The sequence below is a fragment of the Levilactobacillus spicheri DSM 15429 genome (assembly GCF_001435095.1).
GTDB lineage: Bacteria > Bacillota > Bacilli > Lactobacillales > Lactobacillaceae > Levilactobacillus > Levilactobacillus spicheri.
In genome coordinates, this window is record NZ_AZFC01000035.1 from 538,605 (window position 1) to 564,139 (window position 25,535).

At 57.3% G+C, this 25,535-nt stretch carries 23 protein-coding genes; 3 read left to right on the forward strand and 20 right to left on the reverse strand.

The features are described from left to right. Nucleotides 1-5: 5 nt before the first annotated feature. From add to FD37_RS11355, 13 genes are all read right to left on the reverse strand, one after another. Nucleotides 6-1,046, reverse strand: a complete 1,041-nt coding sequence (gene add, locus FD37_RS11295) for an adenosine deaminase (RefSeq protein WP_056965338.1) — start codon at nucleotides 1,044-1,046, stop codon at nucleotides 6-8. Nucleotides 1,047-1,112: 66 nt separating this feature from the next. Further along, nucleotides 1,113-2,411 (reverse strand): pyrimidine-nucleoside phosphorylase, encoded by a 1,299-nt coding sequence (locus tag FD37_RS11300; protein WP_056965339.1) that lies wholly within the window; start codon nucleotides 2,409-2,411, stop codon nucleotides 1,113-1,115. Nucleotides 2,412-2,418: 7 nt separating this feature from the next. Continuing rightward, nucleotides 2,419-3,387, reverse strand: coding sequence for a sugar-binding transcriptional regulator (locus FD37_RS11305; RefSeq protein ID WP_056965340.1), 969 nt, complete (start codon nucleotides 3,385-3,387; stop codon nucleotides 2,419-2,421). 495 nt (nucleotides 3,388-3,882) lie between these two features. After that, nucleotides 3,883-4,593, reverse strand: a complete 711-nt coding sequence (deoD, locus tag FD37_RS11310; protein ID WP_045806364.1) for a purine-nucleoside phosphorylase — start codon at nucleotides 4,591-4,593, stop codon at nucleotides 3,883-3,885. Between the two features lie 24 nt (nucleotides 4,594-4,617). Further along, nucleotides 4,618-5,805, reverse strand: a complete 1,188-nt coding sequence (locus FD37_RS11315) for a phosphopentomutase (RefSeq protein ID WP_056965341.1) — start codon at nucleotides 5,803-5,805, stop codon at nucleotides 4,618-4,620. 23 nt (nucleotides 5,806-5,828) lie between these two features. Then, nucleotides 5,829-6,518: a deoxyribose-phosphate aldolase gene (gene deoC / locus FD37_RS11320; protein ID WP_056965342.1), complete on the reverse strand. Its 690-nt coding sequence runs from the start codon at nucleotides 6,516-6,518 to the stop codon at nucleotides 5,829-5,831. A gap of 326 nt (nucleotides 6,519-6,844) precedes the next feature. Then, entirely contained in the window at nucleotides 6,845-7,702 is an 858-nt protein-coding gene (locus FD37_RS11325; protein ID WP_056965343.1) for a metallophosphoesterase family protein, read from the reverse strand. An 849-nt stretch (nucleotides 7,703-8,551) separates the two neighbouring features. Beyond that, nucleotides 8,552-9,466, reverse strand: coding sequence for a ribonucleoside hydrolase RihC (rihC, locus tag FD37_RS11330; protein WP_045806361.1), 915 nt, complete (start codon nucleotides 9,464-9,466; stop codon nucleotides 8,552-8,554). A gap of 69 nt (nucleotides 9,467-9,535) precedes the next feature. Then, the gene (locus FD37_RS11335) at nucleotides 9,536-10,870 is read right to left on the reverse strand and encodes an NCS2 family permease (protein ID WP_082605184.1); all 1,335 of its coding nucleotides are present in this window, start codon (nucleotides 10,868-10,870) and stop codon (nucleotides 9,536-9,538) included. Between the two features lie 250 nt (nucleotides 10,871-11,120). Beyond that, entirely contained in the window at nucleotides 11,121-12,389 is a 1,269-nt protein-coding gene (locus tag FD37_RS11340) for a NupC/NupG family nucleoside CNT transporter (protein ID WP_045806359.1), read from the reverse strand. A 265-nt stretch (nucleotides 12,390-12,654) separates the two neighbouring features. Next, nucleotides 12,655-13,482 carry an alkaline phosphatase family protein gene (locus FD37_RS11345; protein WP_056965344.1) on the reverse strand — a complete coding sequence of 276 codons (828 nt, stop codon included), beginning with the start codon at nucleotides 13,480-13,482 and terminating at the stop codon, nucleotides 12,655-12,657. Between the two features lie 1,239 nt (nucleotides 13,483-14,721). Further along, complete coding sequence (locus FD37_RS11350; RefSeq protein WP_056965345.1) at nucleotides 14,722-15,363, reverse strand: SDR family oxidoreductase; 642 nt, start codon at nucleotides 15,361-15,363, stop codon at nucleotides 14,722-14,724. A gap of 215 nt (nucleotides 15,364-15,578) precedes the next feature. After that, nucleotides 15,579-15,848 (reverse strand): hypothetical protein, encoded by a 270-nt coding sequence (locus FD37_RS11355; RefSeq protein ID WP_045806356.1) that lies wholly within the window; start codon nucleotides 15,846-15,848, stop codon nucleotides 15,579-15,581. 355 nt (nucleotides 15,849-16,203) lie between these two features. On the opposite strand from FD37_RS11355, the gene FD37_RS11360 reads away from it, so the two are divergent. Continuing rightward, nucleotides 16,204-16,818, forward strand: coding sequence for a hypothetical protein (locus FD37_RS11360; RefSeq protein ID WP_056965346.1), 615 nt, complete (start codon nucleotides 16,204-16,206; stop codon nucleotides 16,816-16,818). 127 nt (nucleotides 16,819-16,945) lie between these two features. Beyond that, nucleotides 16,946-17,203, forward strand: a complete 258-nt coding sequence (locus FD37_RS11365; protein WP_045806354.1) for a hypothetical protein — start codon at nucleotides 16,946-16,948, stop codon at nucleotides 17,201-17,203. A gap of 59 nt (nucleotides 17,204-17,262) precedes the next feature. Here FD37_RS11365 and FD37_RS11370 read toward each other — a convergent pair whose 3' ends face one another. After that, a complete protein-coding gene (locus FD37_RS11370) occupies nucleotides 17,263-17,646 on the reverse strand; it encodes a MarR family winged helix-turn-helix transcriptional regulator (protein WP_045806353.1) in 384 nt (127 codons plus the stop codon). 236 nt (nucleotides 17,647-17,882) lie between these two features. Then, nucleotides 17,883-18,683, reverse strand: coding sequence for a hypothetical protein (locus tag FD37_RS12970; RefSeq protein ID WP_056965347.1), 801 nt, complete (start codon nucleotides 18,681-18,683; stop codon nucleotides 17,883-17,885). Between the two features lie 305 nt (nucleotides 18,684-18,988). Between FD37_RS12970 and FD37_RS11380 the strand changes: the two genes are divergently transcribed. After that, nucleotides 18,989-19,654 (forward strand): hypothetical protein, encoded by a 666-nt coding sequence (locus tag FD37_RS11380; RefSeq protein WP_147007747.1) that lies wholly within the window; start codon nucleotides 18,989-18,991, stop codon nucleotides 19,652-19,654. 65 nt (nucleotides 19,655-19,719) lie between these two features. Here the strand turns inward: FD37_RS11380 and FD37_RS11385 are convergent, their stop codons facing one another. From FD37_RS11385 to FD37_RS11405, 5 genes are all read right to left on the reverse strand, one after another. Then, nucleotides 19,720-21,933: an L-type lectin family protein gene (locus FD37_RS11385; RefSeq protein ID WP_056965349.1), complete on the reverse strand. Its 2,214-nt coding sequence runs from the start codon at nucleotides 21,931-21,933 to the stop codon at nucleotides 19,720-19,722. A gap of 24 nt (nucleotides 21,934-21,957) precedes the next feature. Further along, nucleotides 21,958-22,992: a WxLIP family cell surface protein gene (locus tag FD37_RS11390; RefSeq protein WP_082605185.1), complete on the reverse strand. Its 1,035-nt coding sequence runs from the start codon at nucleotides 22,990-22,992 to the stop codon at nucleotides 21,958-21,960. Between the two features lie 120 nt (nucleotides 22,993-23,112). After that, on the reverse strand, nucleotides 23,113-23,814 hold the full coding sequence (locus FD37_RS11395) for a WxL domain-containing protein (protein WP_056965350.1): 702 nt from the start codon (nucleotides 23,812-23,814) through the stop codon (nucleotides 23,113-23,115). 35 nt (nucleotides 23,815-23,849) lie between these two features. Continuing rightward, nucleotides 23,850-24,509 carry a WxL domain-containing protein gene (locus FD37_RS11400; protein WP_045806348.1) on the reverse strand — a complete coding sequence of 220 codons (660 nt, stop codon included), beginning with the start codon at nucleotides 24,507-24,509 and terminating at the stop codon, nucleotides 23,850-23,852. Nucleotides 24,510-24,527: 18 nt separating this feature from the next. Next, on the reverse strand, nucleotides 24,528-24,923 hold the full coding sequence (locus FD37_RS11405) for an LPXTG cell wall anchor domain-containing protein (RefSeq protein WP_056965351.1): 396 nt from the start codon (nucleotides 24,921-24,923) through the stop codon (nucleotides 24,528-24,530). Between the last annotated feature and the right edge of the window lie 612 nt (nucleotides 24,924-25,535).

Sequence of the window (25,535 nt, forward strand, 5' to 3'; positions counted from 1 at the left end):
ACCACTCACAGATCAACCGGACTGACCGCCGCCAGTACCCGCTCGCGTAAACCGTCCTTTTGGTCCTGAGCGATGAAGGCCCCGTCGATGGCGTTTAGCGTCACCTGGGTCAGCAGGTTCCAGTCCAGCCCGCAGTGGGCGTGCAGGTCCAGAAACTCCTGGGTCAGCGTGGTGTCGGAGACGGTCCGGTCGTCGGTGTTGACCGTCACGGCCAGGCCGTTCTCCAGAAACTCACGCAGTGGAAAGGCGGCGACGTCCGCGACCGCCTTGGTCTGGAGGTTGCTGGTCAGGCAGGTCTCAATCGTCGCGTGGGCCGCCCGCGCCTGCGCGATGATGGCCGGGTGCCCGCTCATGTGGACCCCGTGCCCAATTCGTTGCGCGCCCAGCGTCAGCGCGTCCGCCACGTTACTGGCCGGACCGGCCTCGCCCGCGTGCAGGGTGAACGGTAAGCCCGTCGCCTGGCCGGCCGCAATGGCCGCCGTGAGCTCACTGGTCGGGTGGTGGAATTCATCCCCGGCGAAGTCGAGCCCCACCACGCCCTGGTCGCGGAACTCGGCCGCGGTCGCAAAGACCTCCCGGCACTCGTCCAGCGGCCGGTCGCGCATCGCACAGACGATGGCGTTCACCGGGATGCCGTACTCGGCGCTCCCGCGGTGCAGGCCGTCCAGCACGCCCTGGATGGCGGAGCGGATGCTCAACCCCTGCTCCGTGAAGATGGCCGGCGCAAAGCGGGTCTCCAGGTAGATCAGCCCGTCGGCGTGGGCCGTGCGCACCATGTCGTACCCGGCGATGGCCAGTTGTTCGGGCGTCTGCATCAGGTCGGTGACCACCTGAAAACGTTTCAGATAATCAATCAGGCTGACGGTGTCGCGCGGGGCCGTCACCAACTCGCGGAGGGCCGTATCGCTTGCCGGCAGCGACTGGCCGCCCACCCGGGCCATCTGGCGCAGTGCGGGCAGTGACAGGGAACCGTCTAAGTGGCAGTGCAGCTCCACCTTGGGAAAGCGCCGCACCGTGGCTTCGTTAAAGGGTCGTTCTTGGGTCATAAGATTGTCCTCCTTCTAAAAAACGGTCACCCAGCCAGCTGACTAAGTAACCGTTTTCATTAAACGCTAACGAATCGTTTCGTGAATCAGCGTGATGGGGTCCGCGCTGTCACTGATCTGAATGTTGTCGTAGAGCAGGTCTTGGATGTCGTCAACGTTCTCGCGGTTACTGTAAATGGTCAGTAAAGGTTCCCCGGCCGTGACCGCGTCGCCGACTTTCTTGTGCATCATGATGCCCACGGCGTAGTCGAGTTGGTCGTCGGCCTTCTGCCGGCCACCACCCAGCAACATGCTGGCAATGCCCATCTCGTCGGCCTTGACGGTGCTGACCACGCCGGACGTCTTGGCTGGCAGGTCGATCTGGTACTTGGCCTGCGGCATGATCTCAGGATGGTCGATGACGCTGCGGTCCCCGCCTTGCGCGGCGATCATGTCACCAAAGGTCTTCAGGGCGCTGCCATCGGCAATCGTCCGTTCACACATCGCCCGGGCCGTTGCCAGGTCGTTAGCCTTCTTGGCCATCACGACCATGTGGGCGCCCAGCGTCAGGACCAGGTCCGTGATGTCCTGGGGTCCCTGACCCTTCAGGATGTCGATGGATTCCTGAATCTCCAGCGCGTTACCGATGGCGTTTCCCAGCGGCTGGTTCATGTCGGAGATGACGGCCATGCAGTCCATGCCGACGCCCTTGCCGATCTCGACCAGCGCGTGGGCCAGTTCCCGGGAGTCGTCCAGCGTCTTCATGAAGGCCCCGGAGCCCGTCTTGACGTCGATCACTAGGGCGTCGGTCCCGGACGCGATCTTCTTGCTCATGATGGAGCTGGCGATCAGCGGAATCGAGTCGACCGTGTCGGTCACGTCCCGCAAGGCGTAGATCTTCTTGTCGGCGGGCGCGATGTTCCCGGTCGCCCCGACGATGGCACACTTCACGTCGCGGACCTGCTGTAAAAAGGCGTCCTCGCTGATTTCGACCGTGTATCCTGGAATCGCTTCCAATTTATCCAAGGTGCCACCCGTGTGCCCCAGGCCGCGGCCGGAGATCATCGGGACGGAGATGCCCAGGGCCCCCACGATGGGCGCCAACGGGATACTGGTCTTGTCGCCGACCCCACCGGTCGAGTGCTTGTCGGCCGTGATGCCGTCGATGCTCGAGAGGTCTAAATGGTCCCCGGATTGCATCATCGCCATGGTCAGCGCCGAGCGTTCGGCGGCCGTCATGTCGTTGAAGTAGGTTGCCATCAGAAAGGCGCTGATCTGGTAATCGGGGATCTCCCCGGACACCACGCCGTCGACAAAGGTTTGAATCTCATCTGCGGTGAGCTCGCCACCGTTACGTTTCTTATCAATAATATCAACCATTCTCATGGGGTGTTCACTCCGTTTCTTGGGTCGCTGTGGTCAAATGGAGCAACTCGGTCGCCGCGTGCTGGTCGATGATCAGGCAGTTGGGATAGCCCCCGTTCAGCGCCGCGCGGACCGCGGGCACCTTGGCATCCCCCGCCGCGACCAGGATTGAATGGTCCTTGGCGCGCAGCTGGTCTAACGCAATGCCAATCGTCCGCTGGTTCAACTCGGGGTCCACGATGGCCCCGTGCTCGTCGATGTAGCGCGAGAAGATGTCGCCCACCGCGTGCTGTTGCAAGTAGCGTTTCTCGGGGTCGTGCAGGTACTCGAGCTGGAAGACGCGGGCGGTCTCCCGCACCGTGCCCACCGAGTAGATGGCGATGTTGGCCTTGCACCCCAGTGCCAGCAGGTATTGGATGTGCCGCTCCGCTTCCACCAGTTCCTTGGTTTTTTGGTGGTCAAAGATCACGGGCAACGGCAAATACTGCGGGACCGCATGGAAGGCATTGGCAAAGGCATCAATGCTTTCGTATGCGTAGGTGTGCTCGGTCGAGTAACTCACGCCACCCTTCAGCTGGACGACCTCGACGCCGGTCACGGTGTCGGGTTCCAGGTGATTCGCCACCGCGTAGAGGGTCTTCCCCCACCCGATGCCGATGATGTCGTGCTCGGTCACGATGCTTTCCAGGTAGCGGGCAGCGAACTGCCCCACCGTGTTCAGGAGGTCCCCCACCGGTGTCAGCTGCGTGGGGACCACGTGGACCTCGACCTGGTAGGCGGCCGCGAGGGCCTGTTCGAGCGTCTGGACGCTTTGCATGGGGTCGACGATGCGAATCTGCACCAGGCCCTGTTGCCGGGCGTACTGGAGCAATCGCGAGACCGTGGGCCGCGAGATGCCGAGTTGCTGGGCAATCTGACTTTGACTCTGATTGGCCTGATAATAGAGCTTCGCCACCGCCAAACTCTGTGTCAGTCGCTGATCCGTTGTCTCCGCCATGTGATTGCCTCCATAATTGTTAATGATTTGATTTCCAAAGTTGTATGTGTTGGTCGCTTCCGGGGCGGTAAAAATATGGCTGGAACGGGGTGGGCACGGCTGGAAGCCCAAAGTTCAGGTCTCCCAGACCGGCCTTTGTCTAAGCCGGCATAACCCCGCCGGCTAAGACAAATTTCACCCCTGAGCCAATTTTTACCGCCCCTCCAGCTTACCTTGTCGTCATTTTTCAGTTAGTTGCATCCAATGACACCACTAACTCTGCCAAATGGCCTGACCGTCATATCGGGCTGTCCTCATCACTATCATGCTAAACAGCCCACCTCGACCGCAATTCATCTATCGTTAACGTCTAGTCCATCTCGATCAGTGGAACAGAACCGACTGAATAACCGCGATGAAATGACTGTTATCCGATGCTCTTTGTCAAGTTGCCAACGGTTACGACTGCCAGCTTTTTGCCGGCCCGGAAGCGCCATCCCACACAACCACAAAAGCTTAGTCGCTTTGGACGGCAGCTTCTAAGGCCACCTTGATCATGTCGTTGAAGGACTTTTCCCGTTCTTCCGGGCTGGTCGATTCGCCGGTCACCAGGTGATTGCTGATGGTCAGGACCGACAAGGCCTTCACGTGGTATTTCGCCGCCAGCATGAAGAGCGCGGCCGATTCCATTTCCGTGGCGATGACCCCGTAGTCGATCAACTTCTGGCGGTCCATCTCATCGTTGTAGAAGCGGTCCTCGGCCAGGATGTTCCCCACCCGGACCGGGATGTCTAAGTCCTTGGCCGCGTGGTAGGCCGTGTCCAACAGGCCGAAGTCACTGATGGGCGCGTAGTACATGCCGCTGCCGAAAGTGTTTTGGATGATGGCCGAGTCGGTCGTCGCCCCCTGCGCCAGCACCACGTCGCGCACGTGCACGTCGGGGCTCATCCCCCCGGACGTCCCCACCCGGAAGAGCTTCTTGGCACCGTAGTCCTTGATCAGCTCGTTGGTGTAGATGGAGATCGACGGGATACCCATCCCGGTTCCCTGAATCGAGATGCGCTTGCCCTTGTAGGTACCCGTGTAGCCAAAGGCGTTCCGCACCCGATTATAACATACCGGGTCCTCCAGGAAGGTCTCCGCAATGTACTTGGCCCGCAGCGGGTCGCCCGGCATTAAGACCGTGTCCGCAATGTCGCCCATTTTCGCTTCCAAATGATTACTCATGATCGATGTCCTCCTTAGTGCTGGTTATTGCAAGTTCGCTAAGAAACTGTGACCCTGACCGTTGCCAGCCACGCCGAAGTTGTCCAGAACGGTCGCGCCGAAGTCGGCGAACGGCGAACGGACGCCCAGGCTGCCGCCCTGCTTGAAGCTTGGCGAGTAGGCCAGGAGTGGGACCAGTTCGCGGGTGTGGTCCGAACCAGTGAAGGTCGGGTCGTTCCCGTGGTCCGCGGTGATCAATAACAGGTCATCGTCGTGCATGTTCGCCAAGACGGTGCCCAAGCGGCGGTCAAAGTCCATCAGGGCCTGACCGAAGCCTTCGGGGTTGCGCCGGTGCCCGTACATGGCGTCGAAGTCCACCAGGTTGATGAAGCAAAAACCGGTGAAGTCCTCTTGCATCACGTGGTCGACGTGGTCCATCCCGTCCATGTTGCTTTCGTTATGGTAACCCTCGGCGATGCCGTGGCCGGAGAAGATGTCGTTGATCTTGCCGACCCCGACCACGTGGACGCCGGCGGCTTGGAGCCGGTCGAGGTCCGTTTGGCCGGTCGGTTCCAACGTGAAATCGCGACGGTTCGCGGTCCGGGTGAAGTGGGCCGCGTCCGGACCCACGTACGGCCGGGCAATGATTCGACCGACTAAGTAGTCAGGGCCATTCACCAGTGAGCGGGCATATTCACAAATCTTGTAGAGCTCGGCCAACGGAATCACGTCTTCGTGTGCCGCGATTTGAATCACGGAGTCACCGGACGTGTACACGATCAGGTCGCCGGTTTGCATCTGTTGTTCACCGAGTTCCGCGATGATCTTGGTCCCGGATTCGGGCCGGTTGCCGATCACCTTGCGACCGGAGAAGCGTTCCAACTTGCTGATGATGTCGGCTGGGAACCCGTTGGGGAAGGTGCTGAGCGCCTTTTCGACGGGCAAGCCCATCATTTCCCAGTGGCCGTCCATCGAGTCCTTCCCGGCAGACACTTCCTGCATCCGTCCGTAGTAGGCGTGGGGGTCAGTGGCGACCGGGACCCCTTCGATGGGCGTCCCGTGCAGGTTCGACAGCCCCAGCTTGGCCAGGTTCGGCAGGGCCAGCTTGCCGGCGTAGAAGTGGCCGACGTGGCCCAGCGTGTCGGCCCCGTCGTCACCGTACTTGACGGAATCCGGTGCGGTGCCCGCGCCAACGGAATCCATGACTAATCCAAAAATTCGTTTATATGCCATCAGTGATTGCCTCCTACTTCTGTCTAGTAACCGGCGGGTTGGGCGTCCGTCTGGTCCGTCAAAATGGCGACCGTGGCGCTGACCCCTAAGCGACTTGCGCCGGCGTCGATCATGGCGAGGGCTTCTTCCTTGCTGTGAATACCACCGGAAGCCTTTACGCCTAAGCGGTCACCGACCGTGGCGCGCATCAGCTTTACGTCGTCTAACTTGGCGCCCGCCGTGGAGAAACCGGTCGAGGTCTTAACGAAGTCGGCGCCGGCTTGTTCGCTTAATTCACAGCCGCGCACGATTTCGTCCTTCGTCAGCAGGCAGGTCTCCAGGATGACCTTGAGCAGCTTGCCCTTGGCGTGAACGGCGTTGGCCAACGCCCGGATGTCGGCTAAGACGATGTCGTCGTGGCCGGACTTGAGTTCGCCGACGTTGATGACCATATCGATCTCTTCGGCACCTTGGTCGATGGCGGTCACGGCTTCAAAGACCTCGGATTCGGTCGCCATGGCCCCGAGGGGGAAGCCGACAACGGCGATTGGGTTCACGTCGCTGGCCTTCAATTGCTCAGCAACGAACGGAATCCAGTACGAGTTGACGCAGACCGAAGCCGTGTTGAACTTGGCTGCTTCGTCACAGGTCTGCTTGATCGATGCTTCCGTTGCGTCGGCCTTCAAGTTGGTGTGGTCCATGTATTTTGCGAGTTGTGCTGTCGTTAATGTCATTTTATGAAACCCCTTTCATTTGTCATCAATACTATACCGAATCCGTGAACATTTGTAAACACCCGTTTTGAAATTATGTTCGTTCAGGGGGTTGTTTGTGAAATGGGTGGCAATTATGACTAGGACGTTTAACGTTTTACTTACCCCACTTTTTCCAGACCGGCTTTGTTTTCATGAATCGCTGCGGCGGCCAATTTTTTCAGTAAATGGCGACTTCCGGCTTTTTTCACGAACAAAAAAATTTTTTACTTGATTCCTGGAGAACGCAAAAAAAGGGCGACGATTGCGTACCAATCGTCGCCCCCAAAACGGGTCCTTTCAACTGCTCATCCGCGCTCCCAGTCGACCGGACGCATCAGCCGGGGGCGGTGCTTGGCGAAGCCGGTATTGGCCACCTCGATGGTCCGGGCCACCTGCGGATCGAACGCCAGGGGCCGGGTGGTCACGCTGGCGACGCCCCGCTGGATGGTAATGACGTTGTAGCTCACCGCCGCGTGGACCTGATGGTGGTGCGGGTCCTGACAGTCTACGTAGGCGGTCGCCCCGCCGACCACCGTGACCGGCAAGGTGTTATCGACCAGGTAGTTGGCCGCGAAGTTCAGGTGCCCCGCGTAGATGCCGCCGATGTTGTGTCCGTGCAGGATGGCCAACAGCTCGTGGTTGTTCTGCAGGAGCGTGTAGCGCAGCGACCGCAGCGCCGGCGCGTCTAAGGGATGGTGTAAAAAAATGAAGGCTCGCCGACGCGGCGCCAGGTGGAGGTTCTTATTCAGCCAGTCCAGCTGCTCGCGCGCCAGCCAGCCGGCCGTGCGCCGAGTCCGCCACTTGGAGTCCAGAAAGTAAAAGTCCATGTTCTGGTAGACCTGCTTGGCCGCGTAATAGGGCCGCTTCTGTTCGAGGTACCCGGCGTTGAACGCCTCACGGTTGTCCTGATCGCCCAAGATCACCCGAATCGGGGCGCCCAGCCGCTGACTCTGCTGGTCGAGATACCCCCGCAACCAGCGGTAATCGGCGGCTTGCCCGTTCTTAAAGAGGTCGCCGCCGATGACGACCAGGTCCGGCGCCAGGTGATGGGCCAGGACGTCGTCGAAGATGGTCTGTAACGGCCTGGGGGTCGGCGGCTCCCCCGTTTTCGGCAGCGACGGTAGCTGCACGTCGGATAAGTGAATCACCGTAAACTTGTTCATGACACTCTGGTCCCCCCATCGATCAATCGTTGGCATCGTCGTGTTTCCCCCGGACGATGCCCCTACGCGTGGCGCGATAACGCTACTCTCAGGATAGCGAAACTTTGTAAAGGATTAGTATGGTCCGTGTCAACATCGTGTAAAGTTTCCACGACAGGACGACCCAAAAACGGCGCCCCTCCTCACTGGAAGGAACGCCGTCTTAACGCGTCGTTTAAGGATGCCGTTCCGGATGATAGAACCAGAGCATCGGTAACCAAGACAAAACAATCAAAATTAACGTATCCACTTGCGTGACGGTCATCCGATCATCTCCCCGTTGATTACCCCCACTTTAGCACCGCCACATCGCGAAGACGTATCGTTTACGTTTCGTTTGTGTAAATGTTAAAACGCGTTCTAAAGTTGGTGGGAGCTGGCGATTGCTTCCACGTCAACGGTGCCAAAATGGGGACCCCAAGGTGGCTGATTTCTCTTTATGGTGGGATTGTTCTGTTGGCGGGTGTTTCCTGCGCTGAAGACGAGGAAAAACACCGTTACCACTCTACGGGGCGGTTAGACGAAATGGCAAGATGACCACCAACGTTAAGATTGCTGGAGCTCAGATGGGCCAAGACCGTGAAATTGTGGTTGGTCAGCGTCTCTCAGCTGACTTACCACAAGGCCGAGCTTCAAGACACGGGGGTCTTCCGTGGCTCGAAGTCGTGCCCACGGTCGTCACGGCCCAGCTGAGCGGAAGCAATCGACACCCCCCGTTGATACACAAAAACAGGAAGGCAATTCCCGGAAAACCGAGAATTCCCTTCCTGTCCTGCTAGTATCCGGGAACCGTCCCGAACGCTACCAGTATTACATCTTGATATTCTTAACTTCTTCCATGAACCAGTCGTTGAAGGCGTCCGCGTCGATGTCGACGGAAACCTTCGCGTTGGTCTTACCATCGTGGTAAGCACCCCGGATGTCGCCGACCGTTTCACCGATTGCGGGACCCTGGGTGATCACGTCGACCCACATGTCCTTGGTGGTGATGGCTTCTGGGTGCAACAGGTAGAAGATGGTGTTCACGTCATGCATGGCGCTACCCTTTTCGTTGTGGTCCCCATCGTTGATGATGATGTCGTGCAACATCTGACCGGCTTCGTTCAGGTGTTGTAACTTCTCGATGTTTTCGTTGGTCAAGAGGGCCTTCATGGTGATGTCCAGGCCGACCATCACGATCGGAATTCCAGACTTGTACACGATAGCGGCCGCGTCTGGGTCGGTGAAGACGTTGAATTCAGCGGCACTGGTCATGTTCCCCATGCCTAACGCACCACCCATGGCCACGATCCGGTCGATGTGGCTCTTCACTTCTGGGTATTCACTGAAGAGTAACGCGATGTTGGTGTAGGACCCGGTTGGGACCAGGGTGATTGGGTCGCTGCTGGCCATGATCTCGTCATGCAAGGCTTCCACGGCCGTCTTGTGTAACGGCTTTGGCAAATCCGTTGGGAAGTCGTAACCGGGCATCCCGGATTCCCCGTGGATCCGTGCGGCGTCTTCGAAGTCCTTGAACAGAGGTTGTTCCGCACCAGCGGCCACTGGAATGTCTTGGTTGAAGAAGCGAACGATCTTCAACGCGTTCTTGGTGGTCTTGTCGACCGTGACGTTACCGGCAACCGTCGTGATCAACTTCAAGTCGATCTTCGGGTCGTTGATAGCCATGGTTAAGGCCGCTGCATCGTCAATTCCGGGGTCGGTGTCCATTAAAATTTTAATTGTCATTGTGAGTTCCTCCTAAAGTTTTAAAATGCGTAACCGCTTACGTTTTAGCGGCGGGAAAAGTCCCCGCTCTTACAACATGGCACTAAAGACCAGGTCGAGCAGGAACAAGCCGCCGAGCAGGTAGACCGGCCAAGTGAGCTGTTTGCCCTGGCCGACTGCCAACTTCATCACCGGATAGGCCACGAAACCAAACGCTAACCCGGTGGAGATACTATTGGTGAATGGAATCAACACGATAATCAGAAACGCGGGAAACCATTCCGAGAAGTCCCCCATGTCGATACCGTCCATGGCCGCCATCATCAGGGCCCCGGTGATGATGATCACCGGCGCGATCGCTGCGGATGGCACGTAGGCCAGTAACGGCACGAACAGGAGTGACAGGCCGAAGAGCACTGCGGCGACCAGCGCCATCAGGCCGGTCCGGCCCCCACTCTCGATTCCCGAGGCACTCTCGGCCGCGGCAACCGTGGGACTGGTTCCCATGAACCCGGACAGAAAGGTGGTCACCGCACTGCCCTCAAAGGTTTTCTTGAACTTCCGCTTGTTCGGCAGGAGTCCCTGTAACAGCCCCATGGATTCGAAGACCAGAATCATGGTCATCGAGAACGCCGCCAAGATAAACGGCGTGGTCATCCAGTGGGAAAAGTCGTTTTGGAAGACGATCTTGTGGTACTCGCCCAACCGTGCTAAGTCGACGGTCGGCGTCCCACTGTCCTTGACGCCGAAGAAGAAGGCCACCAGACTGGTTGCCACGATGCCGATGAAGAAGTTCCCCTTGACCCGGCGCAGGTACAAGACCAGGCTCAGGGCCAAACCGAACAACGCTAACAACGGCGTGGGCTTCGTCAGATCACCCAGCACGATCAACGACGACTTGCCGGCGACGATCAGGCCCGCTTTTTCGAGCCCGATTTCCACCAGGAACAGGCCGATCCCCGCGGTGATGCCGTGCTTCAACGACTCGGGGATTGCCTCCGACAGGATCGTCGAGATCTTGGTGAAGGCAATCAGCATGTAGATGAAGCTGGCGACCGCGGCGATGCCCAACGCCTCCTGCCAACTGAGGCCCATGTTGACCACGATGGTGTAGGTGAAGAAGGCGTTGACCCCCATTCCCGGGGTCAGGATGATCGGTGCGTTGGCCCAAAAGGCCATGACCAGACAGCCGACCATCGAGGACAGGATCGTCGCGAAGACGCTGAGGTCCGTGGGGATCCCGGCGTCCTTCAAGATGACCGGGTTCACGATGATGATGTAGGAGATGGCGAAGAAGCCCGTCACCCCCGCGATGATCTCGTTACGGACAATGTCCTTGTGGTGCCAGACCTCGCGCAACGGCATGTCGTTGGCGGCGTCCGTCGGCGTCCGAATCTCTTCTACTGGGGTTTGTTGCTTTTCCATAAAATAACCTAGCTTTCAATGCGTCCAGGACGCACAAACTTCACGGGCATTGCAACCGGATAGTCTCACGTACCCGGCTGGGTTTCACTCCCCGGCAAGGGAGGTCGACACCCGTGCGACTATCATAAGGTAGCCGCAAAGAACCGTCAAGGCCCGCAAATTTCGAGCCTAACAGACACAGATAGCCCAGAAACCATCGCCTCTGGGCTACTCTGCCTGATTATTTTAATCAGCTGTGTTTAACGTCCGATTACCAAACGAACAGACCAACGATCCCGGCAGACATTAAGGATACCAGAATCCCGGAAAGCAGCATGTAACCAACGTTCTTGGAAATCAAATCGTTCTTTTCTTTGTCAACCATACCCTTGAAGGCACCGATGATCATCCCGGTCGTCCCGAAGTTAGCAAACGACGTGATGAAGACGGTCAAGATGGCACGGTAGTGAGCGTTGAACAGGGATGGGTTGTTGATCTTGCCGACCAACTTACCCATGACAACGAATTCGTTCGTAACTAACTTAGTCCCCATGAATTGGGCGAATTGGAAGGCGTCGTGGACGTTCAGACCCATTAACCAAGCAAATGGGAACATGATAACCCCTAAGATGTGTTCCAAAGTCAGCCATGGGTTGAACAGCATCAAGATCTTGTCGATCAAGGCAGCTAAGGCCACGAAGGCGATAACGTTGGCCGTGATGATCAGAACCAGACGACCGGCACCCAAGATGGAGTCACCCAAGAAGGAGAAGAATGGTTCACGTTTGCCATTTTCTTCAGCGCCATCGGCTTCAGCAGCTTCGGCAGCGGCACCAGCACCCCCGACCTTGGCGATGGTGTCTTCTTCAGGCGCCACCTTAACAGGGTTCAGCATGTTGGTAATGATGATGGAGTTCAAGATGTTCAGTGGCACGGCGGTCAAAACGAATTGGCCAGGAACCATTTGCGTGTAGGCCCCTAAGATGGACGCCGTCACACAGGACATGGACATCATGGCTAAGGTCAAGTCACGTTCCTTACGCATGGTTTGCAGTTGTAACTTGGAAACGGCTAAGGCTTCCGTGTTCCCTAAGAACATCATTTCAACGGCAAAGAAGGATTCGAACTTTGGTTGACCCGTCACGTAGGACAAGCCACGACCAACCCACTTGATGATCCAAGGTAAGACCCCGATGTACGTCAGGATATCGAACATTGGAACAATCAACAAGATTGGGAGCAGCGCACTGGTAATAAAGTTCATGGACTTAGCAGTCCCACCATATAATGGCGTTACCCAGTTTGGTAAGGCGAAGATGATCCCTTGGTAGGAAACTTCAACCAACCAGTTGAACCCGTTAGCGGCTCCTTGGACGATGTCCCGTCCAACTTGGAACCCAGTTAAGAACCAGGCTAACAGAAGGTTAATTACTAAAACAATAGCGACAGAACGCCAGTTGATGTGCTTTTTGTCCTTGGAGAACAGAAAAGCGATTGCGAGGTAGACAAGTACCCCGAGAATATTGACTGCGACTAGCATTGGCCAAAATACCTCTTTCCGATATTAGTTAACGCGGTGTGGCGAGGCCACGACCGTCGTTGTTGACACGATGTTGCGGCAGAAACTATGTACGCATAATTTCTGTTACGAACGAACGGGCTATCGGGGTCCTCAACGAGCGACGACGGTTTATTTGGGGCAATGAATAATTGATATAACACGAACCGTCGTGCCCTTGCTTCTCGTTGATTAGCCGATAGATGTTGCCTGTTCACCCCCTTTCAAGGAATTGTTCGTTGCGTGGTTAGATTTGCGTGATTTCATTTAAAAGACTATGTCCGGCCGTGACCGTCGCCACCCCGTAGTTCTCGAGGACGGTGGCGCCCACGTCGGCCAGGGTGCGCCGGATGCCCAGCGCGTGGCCCGTCTGCCGGGATGGTGAGTAGGCCAGCAGCGGCAGATACTCGCGCGTCGGCGTGACGCCAAACGTCGGGTCGGCCGCGTGGGTGCTGGTGACGATCAAGAGGTCGTTGGCCCCCAGGTCGTGAATCGCCTGCTCCAGGTAGCGGTCGGTATCAACCAGCGCCCCGGCGAAGGCGTCAACGTCCTGCTGTTCCCCGGCGAAGCGAAACTCCGGCAGGACCACGTAGGTCAGTCCCGAGACCGGATCGTTCAACCGGTCGTAGAGAATCTGGAACGCCGCCTGGTTCGAGCCGACTTGGAAGCGCTCAGCCGGCGTCTGGGTCGCCAGGTAGCTGAGAAACGGTCCGGCCAGGGTCACCGAGTAACCGGCGGCCGTCAGGGTGGTGAAGACGTTCTCCGTGCGAATGTCGCCGGCGTAGTCCCACATCTCCCGTAAGCCGGTGGTCCGGCGGTTGCCTTGTGCAGCCATGCTCAAGCGACCGAAGAAACCGTGGGGTTGCTCCACGGGCGGAATGCCCGCGATTGGATCGTCTATCCGAATGTTTCCCAAGCCCAGCCGTTGTAATGTTGGGAGATTTAGTTGACCCGGCCAACTAACCGCCACATGGCCCAGGGTGTCGGCCCCGACCGCCTGAAAGCGATTTGCATCGGCCGCTTCTCCTAAGCCGAGTCCGGCCAGATCGAGGACAAAAATGCGATGAAAAGCCAACTTCCTCACTCCAATCCCCGGTGGGACGATCCAATGACGATTGTCCGCGCCGGCCTTAGTAATAATATACCTTTTCAGGTCAAGGCTGTAAATGGAAGATTCCGAAAATCTTAACAAAAATGCGATTTTCCGAACATTAAGTTGGTTGAGACCCCCATCGTTTCGGGGGTTTCACCGTTGCTCATCTTTTGCTAAAAGGATTTACTTGCGACAAAATCACCGTTTGTCCGTCCTTTAGATCCGGCACTCACATTTCGTGACATATGTATCCAAAATTGCGTCAGCTCCCGAGGCGTCAAAAATGGACTTCAAGTTCATGCGTAACTCCAACTTGAAGTCCATCAGTTCGTAGAAAGGGAGGTGCGATTCGAAAATTTCCGTTTCGTAATCGTATTAATCCTTAATCGCCTCATAAACTTAAATTTCTCCCGAGCTGCCGCAGTCGTTCTTCATTCATACTTAATTTCTGACTACCGTCTCAGGTGTTACAGAAGAACTAACTTAATTCCCTCATCATTCCGACTAACCCACACTCAAACGATTCTTCTTGAAATCATCGTATGACTCATCATTATGACATCCGAGCTCTAGCATTCGTGACTCTGTTTACTTATCTCAAAACATCTCAGTTACCACAAAAGCTATTCAATTCGGTGAAACTTGTAACCAATTGATTCTCCTAGAGTTCGTTAGAAGGTTTACCTCAAATACAAAATGTTTCGAAAAGGTGCTTCCTTTGTAACGCGTGATTCTTGTTGCTGGTGACTGTTGCTTTGTTGCGTTTGAATCAGACTTACGTTTAACGGAAATCTGTTTCCTAACTAAAGCAGTGTATCAACTAGATCAAGTGTCGCGGAACCGCAACCCCTAATCCTTTCTACACCTGTACTATAGCATATGCTGTAAGCGTTTGCAACTGGAACACCTAATTTTTTGGATTAAATTTGTTGGTGGGTCATGGACCAGCGTGAACGCCCGGGGGACGGCCATTTCACCGGTTGGGGCGCTCGTTCCAAAACAAAACGGGCCCCGAGAACATCGTCTCGAGGCCCGTCAAGCAATCACCCAACATCAATTTGATCGTGTCTATGGGTTCTTGTTTGGAGGATAAGTTAGAATAGCTGTTTAAGCAAATTGATTATGGGCAATCGCTCGCGCGCAACACGCAAGCTGACGCGGAAAAGTTTCCACATCCGCCTTAGTTATAGACCCTATTCGCTTAAAATGCACCCGTTTAGCTTAATACCAGGCCGGCTTGTCGCCATCGGTGTTCGGCTTGTTGACGCCCAAGGACGCGTGCACGGACCAAGTCGGGTCGGCGGCTAGCTTGGTGACCAAGTCGGCGATACTCTTCCGGGACACCTCGGTCCCCTTGAAGGCCTCGCCCTTCTGGGTGGTCTCGTAGTCGATCTCGTCGTGATTGGTCAACCAGGCCGGCCGGATCACCGTGTAATCGACGTCGGAGCTTTCGATGACCTTGGCAGCCGCCGCATAAGTCTCCAGGTAGCCCCCGTCGAGTTGTTGGTGGTTCCACTCGCCGTACTTACCCGGCACTTCGTCGTAGATGCCCAACGTCGAGATCCAGATCAGGCGCTTCACGCCGGTCGCGTCCATCGCGGCGACCACGTTTCGGGCCTCGTCTTCGATGTTGCTGCCCGCCAGGTTGGCGTACACGATGTCGATGCCGGCCATGGCCTGCTTCAGGTCGGCCAGCTGACCAGCGTCCCCTTCGACGACCGTGACTTGATCGCTGGCTTGGTCAGCCAGGCGCTGGGCGTTCCGCAAGAACAGCGTCAGTTGGTTGGCCGGGTCCTTCTCCAGCATGGTCGTGGCGAGCCGGGCAATCTTTCCGTGAGCACCTAATACTAAAATCTTCGTCATCATCAAAACCCCTTTTCGTTAATCGTTGCCTATACTGTAACTTAGATAACTACAGTTTGCAAGTTAAGTGACTTACTTTTGATTAGCATGAAGGACTGTCTCCGGCGTCCATTCTATAGAAGATTGTGGCCCGTTGATGAGCCACTCAACGAACCATTAACAGTTATCGGCCACGAAAAAAGGCCACCCACACCGGCGGATGACCTTCACACTTGCTAAATTAACATTAACGTAACGCCGGCAATGGGCGTGAGGCTGTCTCCCAAGTCACCGAAAACCAGCTCTTTCTTGAAGACTTGTTGGTCGAGTTCGGGAACGTTGGTCTTTTCGATGGTCAGATGATAACGGCCACGTTTTGAATCCCGGCGCAACTCGTAGTTGATGAACTCCTGTTCCGGAGCGTATTCCGCAAAGCGCGCGGCATAGTGTCCCAGTTGGTGAGAGACTACGAGGCGAATACCGTTTTCATCTCTAAAAATATGCAAAATCGTTCACTCCTATATTCTTTCAAACTGGCTGCTGGCCCACGCACGCAAAAAGGAAGGCGCACGCCACCGTGCCGCCTCCCAGCTCACCATGGTCGCGCCATGGCGTGGAAGCTTCCCGTCGACGGGAATCACCGGTACGACCGGTCATCTCAGCCTGTGTCGCTCATAAGGTTGCGACACTACTTAAAATTTCTCTATGCGTTGATTGTACCATACTTCCCTTAAAAAATTGGCATCTCCCTAAAAAACGGCGAAAAAACCCCGACGACCCCCGGCCAACGCTTGCGCCGACCCACCGAAAGATGGTCTAATAGGAGTATTAAGACGTTCCATGATTTGGAGGATGACATTCATGGCAAACACCAAGAACAGCCAGGCGGCCAAGATCCGTAAGCAGATTATCGCCTGGCTCCAAGACGAACAACAAACCGAAGAGGTCTCGGCCACCAAGTTTCCCGGCATTCGGGGCATCCGCGCCGTGAAGCTGCGGGAGATGCTGGGGGCACTGGGCTACGCGGCCTCCGTGGTGATGGGCGCCGTCTCCGCCGCCCCGTCGATCGACCACCGAATCCAAAAGGCCGCCCTCAAACCGCGGGAGGTCTACTACTACTTCGACGCCAGCGTGCCCGCCAAGTCGCCGGCCGCTACCGGTACGCCGGTGGCCGTGGCTCCGGCCAGTCAGACCACCAGCGCCGCGGCCCCGGCGGCACACCCCAGCACCCCACTCCCCACCCGGGCGGCCGGCCTCGCCAGCACCGCAGCCTTCGCCACGCTCCAGCGGGCCAACGCCCAGGTGGGCCAGGCCGTCGACGCCCTGTTGACGGCGGCGCAGGACCAGGCGCCCCTGGACGACCTGGAGCTCGACTTCTTGAGCGACCTGGCCGCCCAGACGGCCAAGCAGACGGAGCTGCTCCAGAGTTTCGCCATTCAGGACCGTATCGCCCAGTTAAGGCGTAAGGAAAGATAACTGACGTTTTATCGCCTGACCAGCGGGATTGTTCGCGATTATTCGGTAATTTTCGGAATTTCCCTTGACTTTTACCCCGTTACCCCTTACTCTGTTAGAAATTACTTTTAATGGGGGACGATCATTCATGGCTTTACACGAAAATGACCGGGTTTACTGCAAGGAAACCGAACTGTTTTCAACTTCATTCTACGGGAGTATCACCAAGATGTACGAGCACTCCGCGTTGGTCAAGGTGGAACCCGACCAATTAAAGAAGAAAGAAACCGACAAGATCGATTCCTTCGGTGATCTCGTGGTCATCCGGCAAACGGAATTACAATTAGTCGACACTGAAGGTCAGCCCCTGCCAGAACCAGAAGAAAAGCTCGAGGCGGCCGAATAGGCAAAAAAACAGCCCCGTCCCAGTCGTGATTTGCGACCGAGACGGGGCTGCTTTTTTAGTCAAACTTTTACGTAAGAGGCTAATTTGTTCATCAACTGCGGCAATTCGTGGGCGAGCACCAGACTGACGTGCTCGTGGACCGCCTTGCCGTGGTCGGTAATCTGAAAGACGTGGTACCGCCGATCGGTCGGCAGGGTCTCATCCTTGATGTACCCATTCTTCAGCAGCCGGCTGATCTGAATGGAAATCATGGATTGCCCGACGTTTAACCGCCGTGACAGCTCACTGGTACTGGTCTTTTCCTTCACTAATTCATGTAAAATCCGGTACTGCTCAAAAGTGACCGCATCCCCGCTGCTTGGCCGCTTGATAAACGGACGTAAGACCGAATTCAATTGATGAATTCGTTCGATGTCGACCGCCATTTCATCAACTTCTGTCATGACTCTCTTCCTCCTCACGGTAAGCGCCATCTGTGACACCCCAACGGCACTTACCCAAACATCATCATCGCGAACCAACCTAGCACCCAAAATACTGAGGGGTTAAGCTGATACTCTTGGTATTGTACCATAGAACAAATGACTACACTGTAAACAAATCACATGCGTGTAAAATTTTTTGTTAAATTTGATTGTTGACCAGACCACCGCGGTCATCTCCTCAACGATTTACAAATTTATAACCGGTTCCCCGTGTTGTTGCGGAGCCGTTGGACCAGCTTGCGCACCACTTCCGCCGGCGCTACGACCTCGTAAACCGCTAACGCTTGTTGCACCAACAGCGTGTCGCGGCTGACGTGTTGCTCGTGCAGGTGGGCCCGTTGCGCTTGGTGGTGCGCGTACCCGTACAGGTCCCGGTTATCGTAGTCTTTGTCGTGCTGATGATTGACTAACTTCAAGTGCTTCTGTTGCTCGCTGTGAATCCAGTTGGCGCACTTGATCCGCCGCCGGAGTTTTTCCGGCGCCTCGTTGATCAGAACCTCCACGTTCTCATCCAGGAGGACCAGGGATTCCTTCTTCCGAGTCGTCGCATTCAGGGTCTCCACCATGGCGCCGTTCAGCCAGTTCTGCTGCTTATCGTCCTTGTTCCCCGCTTGGACTAACCGCAGATTCCCCAGCACGTACATCAACGACGACTCAATCGGGACCCGTCCCTGTTGGGCTTGGTTGTACTGGTCCACGTAGACCTGCATGTCCAACCAGCACAGCACCCCGGTGTTGGCGCGCAGGTTGACCACCTGTTGGGCGCCCAGGTCGACTTTGAAGAAGCCCGCCGTACTGGTCCAGATGATGGTGTGGCTCTGCCGGTTGGCACCCCGCACGTTCTTCAGATAAATGAGGTGCTCCCAATCGATCTCCAACTGATCACTGGCGACCTTCACCACCACATCGGCAAGCTTCAACCGTCCCAGATGTAAGATTTCCCCCTGTCGTACACTATGTAACAACTCCTGACTCAAGCCTTTCAACGGTCCCATGGTCCTGAATTCCTCCTGTATTCTGTTGTCGTGGGGCTGATGGTAACGGATAGACGGTTCACTCACTTACCAATTATCCTTACCACCGCTAGAGTGCCATAAAAAACGAACATTGGCAAGGTATTAGCTCATGCGTTATTAAAAGTGTCATTTGCATAGGGATTGATATTATTGGGGACTCATGCTTTTTGGGTTAAATGATTCATCGGCAAAAGAGCGAACTATAAATAATTTTATATCGTGATTATTCGATTTTCTTTTCAAATTCTTAGCAAGCTCCCATGCAGCCGTTAGCTGGGTTTGGTATGCTGACTGTACAAATCCAAGAGGAGGTGGTCACGGTGCCACAGCACACGACCGGGGAAATTTTAGTGACATTGCGACGGGAGATTTTTCGGGACGACTGGGACATGTTGGCCGAGGACCTCGTGGTCTATCAACTGCCCCTCTGGTTCTACCAGCACCTCGAGCGGTCGACCGATCACGCCTTCACGCCCAAGTACGACCGCATCTTCACCGAGCTCTTCGACCTGGACCCCGGCATGCTGTCCCAACTGCTGGTGGCGCCGGACCCCGTGGCCGTCCTGGACGCCCTCAAGGACCGGGTCTTCACCGAGGCCCATTGGCGGCTCCGGCGCATGCGGCTGCCCTGGCCCGACCAGGACAACGTCGCTCAGCGCTTGGCCCGGACCTCGCCCGCCCGCTACCCCTACGGCGGCCTATTGCGCTGCGTCCGGTTGACCATGCCCGGCACCACGGTCTCCGACATGTCCCTGATCCTGCACCTGCCCGAACTGGTCTACTGGCAGGTCGAGCTGGGCCAGCTACCGGCCAACGGCGACGTCTTGGACCTCCTGTTCCGCGCGTACGGCACCAACGACCTCCGGCCCCTCCTGGCGGCGACCGACCTCCCCGAGCGGGTCAAGGCGCACGCCGATCAGTTACCGGAACTGAGCTTTAACTTTACCTAGACATGCTAAACAACCCCGCGACCGTCATTTGGATGGTCGTGGGGCTGTTTTTTAACGGTCGGCGGTTACGACGGGGCGTCCTGGAGGGTCCAGGTGATCTCCCCGCTGTAGGTGCCGGCCGTGTTATTCCCATTAATGTGCATCAAAAGGCCCTTAGAGCTGCTCCAGCTGCCGGCCACGTCGGTCGTGGTCGCGCTGTCACTGCTGGTGGTCTCGTGACTTTCGATCAGGGTGTTGCTGTCGCCAATGGTCTGCTCGTTGCCGGACGCATCCTCGTAGACCAGGTTCCCGCTGAGTTGGGTGCCTGAGGAAACAAACGGGGAGCTGACCCGGGCGTACAGCGCCCACTTGCTGCCGGTCCCCCGGGTGTCCTTGACGTTCAGCGCCCAGTCGCCGTCGGTCGCGATGTTCTGACTGCTCCCGGTCAGCGCGGTGGTGGTAAAGTCCGCGTCCGTCGAGACGGTCCCGAATTCCAGCGTCCCCACCACGATGGGCACCGTCACGGCCGGTGCCGAATCGTCCGCGTCGTCGCTCGCCGTCAGGATCAGCGTGTTCTTGCCCTCGTTCAATTTGGCCGCCGGAATCGTCAGGCTGTAGGTCCCGTCCGACGCCAGGGTCACGTTGCTCAGGTCGTCATCGTTCAACGTCGGATGGATGGTCACCGTGCTGGACGGCACGTCCCCGTCCGCCGTGGCCACCTTCCCGGTCACCGTCACGTCAGAACCCGTCGTGGTCGAGATGGGCAGACTGTTGTCCACGCTGAGGACCAGGTCGGACGTCTGGTGTTTGATGGTGAAGGCGTTGGTCGTGGCCTGGACCAGCGCCTCATCCCCCGTGAATTCGCTGGTCGCGGCGCTCACGCTGGTGGCCGTGGTGGTCGCCGGGTTATCGAACGTCCCGGTCACCGAGATCTTCGCGACGTCGTTATCACTGTCCAGACTCTGCAACGCGTACGAGGCCGCCTGACTGGTCAGCCCCGACAGGTCGTAGGTCTTGGTGGCCAGGCTGCTGTCCGCGTAGGTCACGGTCGCCTTTTTATAGGTGATGTTCGTCGGCAGGGTCAGGTTGGCCGTGAGGTTGGTCCAGTTCGCGGTCCCCGAATTGTAGGTGGCCTGGTAGTCGATCCGCGCGTGGTCGTTGCCCGTGACCGCATCGCCGGCGCCGACCGTCTTGCCGGTCGTGGTGTCGGTGATGGTCGCACTGGCCGTGGCGTCGACCAGCCCGGGCATCTGGTCGAAGATGACCAGGTTATTTTCGGTGTCGGACCCGGTCGACCCGGTGAATCCCCAGATCAGCTTGCCACTGCTCTGACTATAGGCCTGCGTGCTGTTCTGGTAAAACTGACTGGTGTCCAGCGTCAACGACTTGGTGGTCCCGGTCTGCGGTTGCCCAGCATTGGCGGGAATCGTGGTCGACCCGGTCTGACGCGGGATCGGCACCCGGTCATCCCAGGTGTACGACAAGGTGCTACTGGTCGGATTCCAGGACACCGTGATGTGGTGCCACTTGCCGTTGGCCAGCATGGTCGTGGTGCCGTCCATGATGGTCCCGCGGTGTTGCATCTGGTAGGCGTAGTGGGTGGTCTTTTTGATTCCCAGGAGTCCCGGGACCACCACGGAGTCCTGCAGGTAGGTACTCGAACTCGCGGGGTACCCCCAGGCGATATGCGGATAACTGTTCAGGGCATCGAAGCCGACCCCCAAGGTCGTATAGTTATCCGTCGTCAGCGTCTGGTTGTTCCCCCGGGTATCGAATTCCAGGGCCCAGCTGTTTTGGATGGCCGACCCGGTGACCTGTGAGATGTCGCTGCTGTCGACGTCGGAGCCCCAGACCCCCAGCGTCTCCCCGTACCAGGACGTCTGCCCCGACTGCATCTGGGTCAGCGCCGAGCGTGAGGAGTTCTGGAGGACCAGCGCCATCCCGTCGGCGGCTTCACTCTGGTAGCCACTGAAGTAGACCCACATCGACGCCGTTTGTTTCTTAGTCAGATCGAAGGCGTAGGCGTCGTTCGACCAGATGGAACCCACCTGGTTGGTCGTGTCCTTGGTGACCTGCACCACGCTCTTGGTGTTGGTGTTCGGGTTCGTAATGATCGACGCGTCATTGCTGTATCCGCTGGCGGCCGGTTTGCCCCCCGTGGTAAAGTACTCGCTGGCCGTGATGCCCTGGGGAGCGCTGGCCAACGCCCAGCTGAGGTCGTCCGCGTGGGCGCTGAGGCTCCCCAGTGTCACCGCCGCGACGGCCACGGTCAGCGTCATGATTAATTTCATCAGTCGCATGTTGATTCCCCCCAAAAACGGGCCTTAGTCCGGTTCCCCGTCGCGATTCCGGCGACGATTCTTCCATAATAGGTAAATAATAATGATCAGGAGCAAGAGGATCAGGATTCCCCCGGCCACGAACCACCAGAAGTAGTTGCGCTGTGGTTGGTTATACTTATTGGCCAGCGCCCCGACCTCCGCCTTGGTCACGGTGAAGTTCTTGACGAAGTGCCAGTGGTACCCGCCCTTGGCCGTGGCGTCCAGCGTCAGCGTATAGGTCCCGGCGGATAGCTGCGTGTCTCCCCAGGGGATGGCGTAGCGAAAGTGGCTGTTCGGGGCCATCGCCAGGTTGCGCTTTTCGTTTTGCAGCAGCGTCTTGGTACTGCCAGCCCGGGTGACCTTGGCCTTGACCTTCAGGTTGTGCATGATGCCCGGTTCCGGGTTCTGGAGCGTCGCCTCGACCTGGTTCAACGAGTTGGTCTGGCCGGCCTTCACCGACAGGAGCTGCATGTTCGGCCCCACGTCCACGGACGATTCGCGCAGGCGTAACCCGATCACGTAGGCGAAGTTGTTGTTGATGGTCACGCCCTTCTTGCTCTTCTGCGCACTGATGGTGACCCGTTTGACGTTGATGCCGCCCAGGATCATCCCGCGGATCTTCTGGCTGGGCATGTGGTAGGTCACGTAGACTTTCTTGGTCTGCTTGGCCTTGACCGTGACCGTCGGCAGCGTGGTCTGGTCGAAGATGTCCTGGATGCCGACCTTCAGGGAACTGTCGCGGGCCGGCTTGACCTGGCTGTAGTCGATGACCCCGTTGGCGTTGGTCACGGCCTGATTGACGGTGACCTTGTACGTCTGGGTCTGGCTGGTCTGGTTGCCGATCACGATGGCCAGCTTCTGCCGCTGATTGGGCTTGACCCGCAGCGCGAAGTACGAGGCGTTCTGGTCGTCCTGATTCTTGGGTAAAACGGCGTTGACGGTGTAGCCGACGCTCTCGGCGCGGGCCGTGACCTGATCACCGCCGAGCACCAGTCCCATCACCAGCAGGACAAGGAACCATGGTCCCATTCTTCTCATCTTTCATCGACCTCCGTTAACTCTCAAATTGCCGGCAACGGGTCGCCCCGGTCGGCACGTGACAAACGTGAAAATAGCGATGGCTGCTTAGCCACCGCTACCCCCACTTGGGTTGTTGATTTACTGGGGCGTATCGGTCAGCAGCCACGACAGCGTGCCCGCATAGGTCTGCGCCGTGGTCACGGCCGCGGCCGACACGTTCAAACTGGTCGGCGCCGTCGTGCTAGTGTTTAACCGCAGCAGCCAGGTACCCACGCCCTGGCGCTGGCCCGGCACGTCCTGCGCGGTGGCGACCAGCGAGTAGCTGTTCAGTGGCAGGGCCTGCGTGCTGCCGGTCATGACCTGGGGCGTGTGACTGGCGTTGCTGCCTGATGACAGGAAGAACGCCTTGCCCAGCGTCAGGGTCGCCGCCATCAGCGAATCCTGGTCCTGCTGGCCCACCAGGGTGGTCGGCTTGACCAACAGGCTCCAGCCCGTGCCGGTCCCCCGGCGGTCGCTGATCTGAACGAACGCCCGCTGGTTCGTGGCCGTGGCGGTGATCACCCCGGCTTTAGTCGCCTGCTGCTGAAACGCCAGGTTCGAGACGTAGTCCAGCGTCAGTAGACCGCGCGACCCGGTCCCCTGATTATCGGGATCCAGGTCGTCACCCGGAAAGGCCCCACCGGAACCGTCCGGGTCGACCGGTTTGACCGGCGTGGTGTCGGTCCCCGGCGCCAATTCGACGTTGGCGGTCGAGGTCCGCGTGCTGGCCAGCCCCACCAGGGACGGTCCCCCGCCGCTAAAGACGAGCGCGGCCACCACCAGTAGCGTGAGTCTCCGCATCGTGTCGCCCCCCTTTACCCGGCATCGGTCACTGCTTAAGCCGTTGGCGTGTTGGTCAACGTCCAGGTCAGCGTGGATTGGTAAGCCCCGGCAACGTTACCGGCCTTCAGGTTCAGCGTGGCGCCGGAATAGGTCGTGTTCCAGGTCCCGACCCCTTCTTTGTTGGTCGAGTAGTCGGCCGCTTCCACGTTTTGGTTGGCCGTGGCCTCGCCGGTGTTGAAGGTGATGGCCTGGTTCAGGGTCGACGGTGCGACCCCGGTGCCGTCCGTGTCGGCGTTGGCGATGGTCGGCGTCCCCAGGACCAGCGTGCTGGCGTTCATGGTGTCGTCGCTGCTCTTGAAAGCCGTGGCGGCGACTTGGACGGTCCAGTCACTCTTGTGCCCGGGGTTGACCACTTGGACGACCCCGTCGTTCGACGTGCCGGATTCAGTGGCGCTGACGGTCCCGGTCACGCTCTGGTCGGAACCGGTGATGGCGGTGCTGGGAACGTTCACGTACGGGACGGTCTTCAGGTTGATCCCGCCAGCGTCCCCACCCGGGTTATCGGGGTCGGTCGTGCCGGCCGTCAAGGTGACGTTCCCGGTCGTGGTGGTGCCGGTACTCGTGGTCGAATCGGCGTTGGCGGTCACGCCGGTGAACCCCAGGCCGGCGACAACGGCAACGGATGCTAGTAATTGTAAAGTCTTTTTAGTCATAGTCGATACACTCCTCATTTATGAACGCCGGTCGCGCCGGCTTAACTTCCATACCCAAAACAGTAACAGTAAGATGATGCCCAATAAGGTGAGCCCGCCCCAGGTCTGTTCGGACGTCTGGGGCAAACGGCCCAGCCACGAGGACTTCGTGGGTTGCTGGCCCAGCACGGTGACTGAGCTGGTCCCCCGGGCGGTCGTTGCGGTCGACGGCGTCTTCGCGGACGACCCGGTGATCTGGTCGTTAGCGCTTCCATTGATGACGGTCGCGTCACTGGAACCGCTGGCCGTTGGGGGCGTTAGGTAGACCGAATAGCGGGAGGCCTGCTGATCGCTCGCGGCGTGGGCCGGGGTCAGTTGCCCCCAGCCAACCGTAAACAGGCTCAACGACATCACCAGGATCTTGGCAAATCGCATCATGGTCCCTCATCTCTCAGCCCGTGCTTGATTATCAGTCAATCGTGCGGGCAGCCCTGCGCCTAACCGGTTAGCCGCGGGTCCCTGCACGTCATTTTTAAAGTTATCAGGTGATTCCCCATCGATGGTTCATGAGTATATTAGCACCACATTTATTCTTTGTCCACATCTTTATTTGTGTGCAAATAAAGATGGCTGAATCCGTTGAGATGTTATATTATTTTGAAATGATATCGGTTTCAAAAACGTTTTGGTAGGTGGATGGAAAGCCTGATAACCGTGAGATTAGTACAATCTTTACGGATTGCCGGCCGATTAAGGATTTTGCCGTTATTAGCCGACAAATAATCGTACTAGCTATGTTTTACATCGTAAACGGGTTGAATCGTTTGAATTCTTAATCCTTTCAAATCATTTACCAAAGAATATTTTTTTAAGTATGTTACCAAACTTTATTCTTCCAACCACCCTTGCATTGTCCCTACGTTGACACTTAATGGTCAGGGATTGATTAAATTATCCGATTACCTTATCATGGAATGTAGTTGATTCGAGGGCCATTCTAGATCCTTTCTACCTAAGATAACGACACATCGGCATTTCCTATAACAC

Excerpts from the sequence above, each read along its gene's own strand:
- add (WP_056965338.1), bottom strand. The coding sequence starts at position 1,046 with ATGACCCAAGAACGACCCTTTAACGAAGCCACGGTGCGGCGCTTTCCC.
- FD37_RS11300 (WP_056965339.1), bottom strand. The coding sequence starts at position 2,411 with ATGAGAATGGTTGATATTATTGATAAGAAACGTAACGGTGGCGAGCTC.
- FD37_RS11305 (WP_056965340.1), bottom strand. The coding sequence starts at position 3,387 with ATGGCGGAGACAACGGATCAGCGACTGACACAGAGTTTGGCGGTGGCG.
- deoD (WP_045806364.1), bottom strand. The coding sequence starts at position 4,593 with ATGAGTAATCATTTGGAAGCGAAAATGGGCGACATTGCGGACACGGTC.
- FD37_RS11315 (WP_056965341.1), bottom strand. The coding sequence starts at position 5,805 with ATGGCATATAAACGAATTTTTGGATTAGTCATGGATTCCGTTGGCGCG.
- deoC (WP_056965342.1), bottom strand. The coding sequence starts at position 6,518 with ATGACATTAACGACAGCACAACTCGCAAAATACATGGACCACACCAAC.
- FD37_RS11325 (WP_056965343.1), bottom strand. The coding sequence starts at position 7,702 with ATGAACAAGTTTACGGTGATTCACTTATCCGACGTGCAGCTACCGTCG.
- rihC (WP_045806361.1), bottom strand. The coding sequence starts at position 9,466 with ATGACAATTAAAATTTTAATGGACACCGACCCCGGAATTGACGATGCA.
- FD37_RS11335 (WP_082605184.1), bottom strand. The coding sequence starts at position 10,870 with ATGGAAAAGCAACAAACCCCAGTAGAAGAGATTCGGACGCCGACGGAC.
- FD37_RS11340 (WP_045806359.1), bottom strand. The coding sequence starts at position 12,389 with ATGCTAGTCGCAGTCAATATTCTCGGGGTACTTGTCTACCTCGCAATC.
- FD37_RS11350 (WP_056965345.1), bottom strand. The coding sequence starts at position 15,363 with ATGACGAAGATTTTAGTATTAGGTGCTCACGGAAAGATTGCCCGGCTC.
- FD37_RS11360 (WP_056965346.1), top strand. The coding sequence starts at position 16,204 with ATGGCAAACACCAAGAACAGCCAGGCGGCCAAGATCCGTAAGCAGATT.
- FD37_RS11365 (WP_045806354.1), top strand. The coding sequence starts at position 16,946 with ATGGCTTTACACGAAAATGACCGGGTTTACTGCAAGGAAACCGAACTG.
- FD37_RS11370 (WP_045806353.1), bottom strand. The coding sequence starts at position 17,646 with ATGACAGAAGTTGATGAAATGGCGGTCGACATCGAACGAATTCATCAA.
- FD37_RS12970 (WP_056965347.1), bottom strand. The coding sequence starts at position 18,683 with ATGGGACCGTTGAAAGGCTTGAGTCAGGAGTTGTTACATAGTGTACGA.
- FD37_RS11380 (WP_147007747.1), top strand. The coding sequence starts at position 18,989 with ATGCTGACTGTACAAATCCAAGAGGAGGTGGTCACGGTGCCACAGCAC.
- FD37_RS11385 (WP_056965349.1), bottom strand. The coding sequence starts at position 21,933 with ATGCGACTGATGAAATTAATCATGACGCTGACCGTGGCCGTCGCGGCG.
- FD37_RS11390 (WP_082605185.1), bottom strand. The coding sequence starts at position 22,992 with ATGAGAAGAATGGGACCATGGTTCCTTGTCCTGCTGGTGATGGGACTG.
- FD37_RS11395 (WP_056965350.1), bottom strand. The coding sequence starts at position 23,814 with ATGCGGAGACTCACGCTACTGGTGGTGGCCGCGCTCGTCTTTAGCGGC.
- FD37_RS11400 (WP_045806348.1), bottom strand. The coding sequence starts at position 24,509 with ATGACTAAAAAGACTTTACAATTACTAGCATCCGTTGCCGTTGTCGCC.
- FD37_RS11405 (WP_056965351.1), bottom strand. The coding sequence starts at position 24,923 with ATGCGATTTGCCAAGATCCTGGTGATGTCGTTGAGCCTGTTTACGGTT.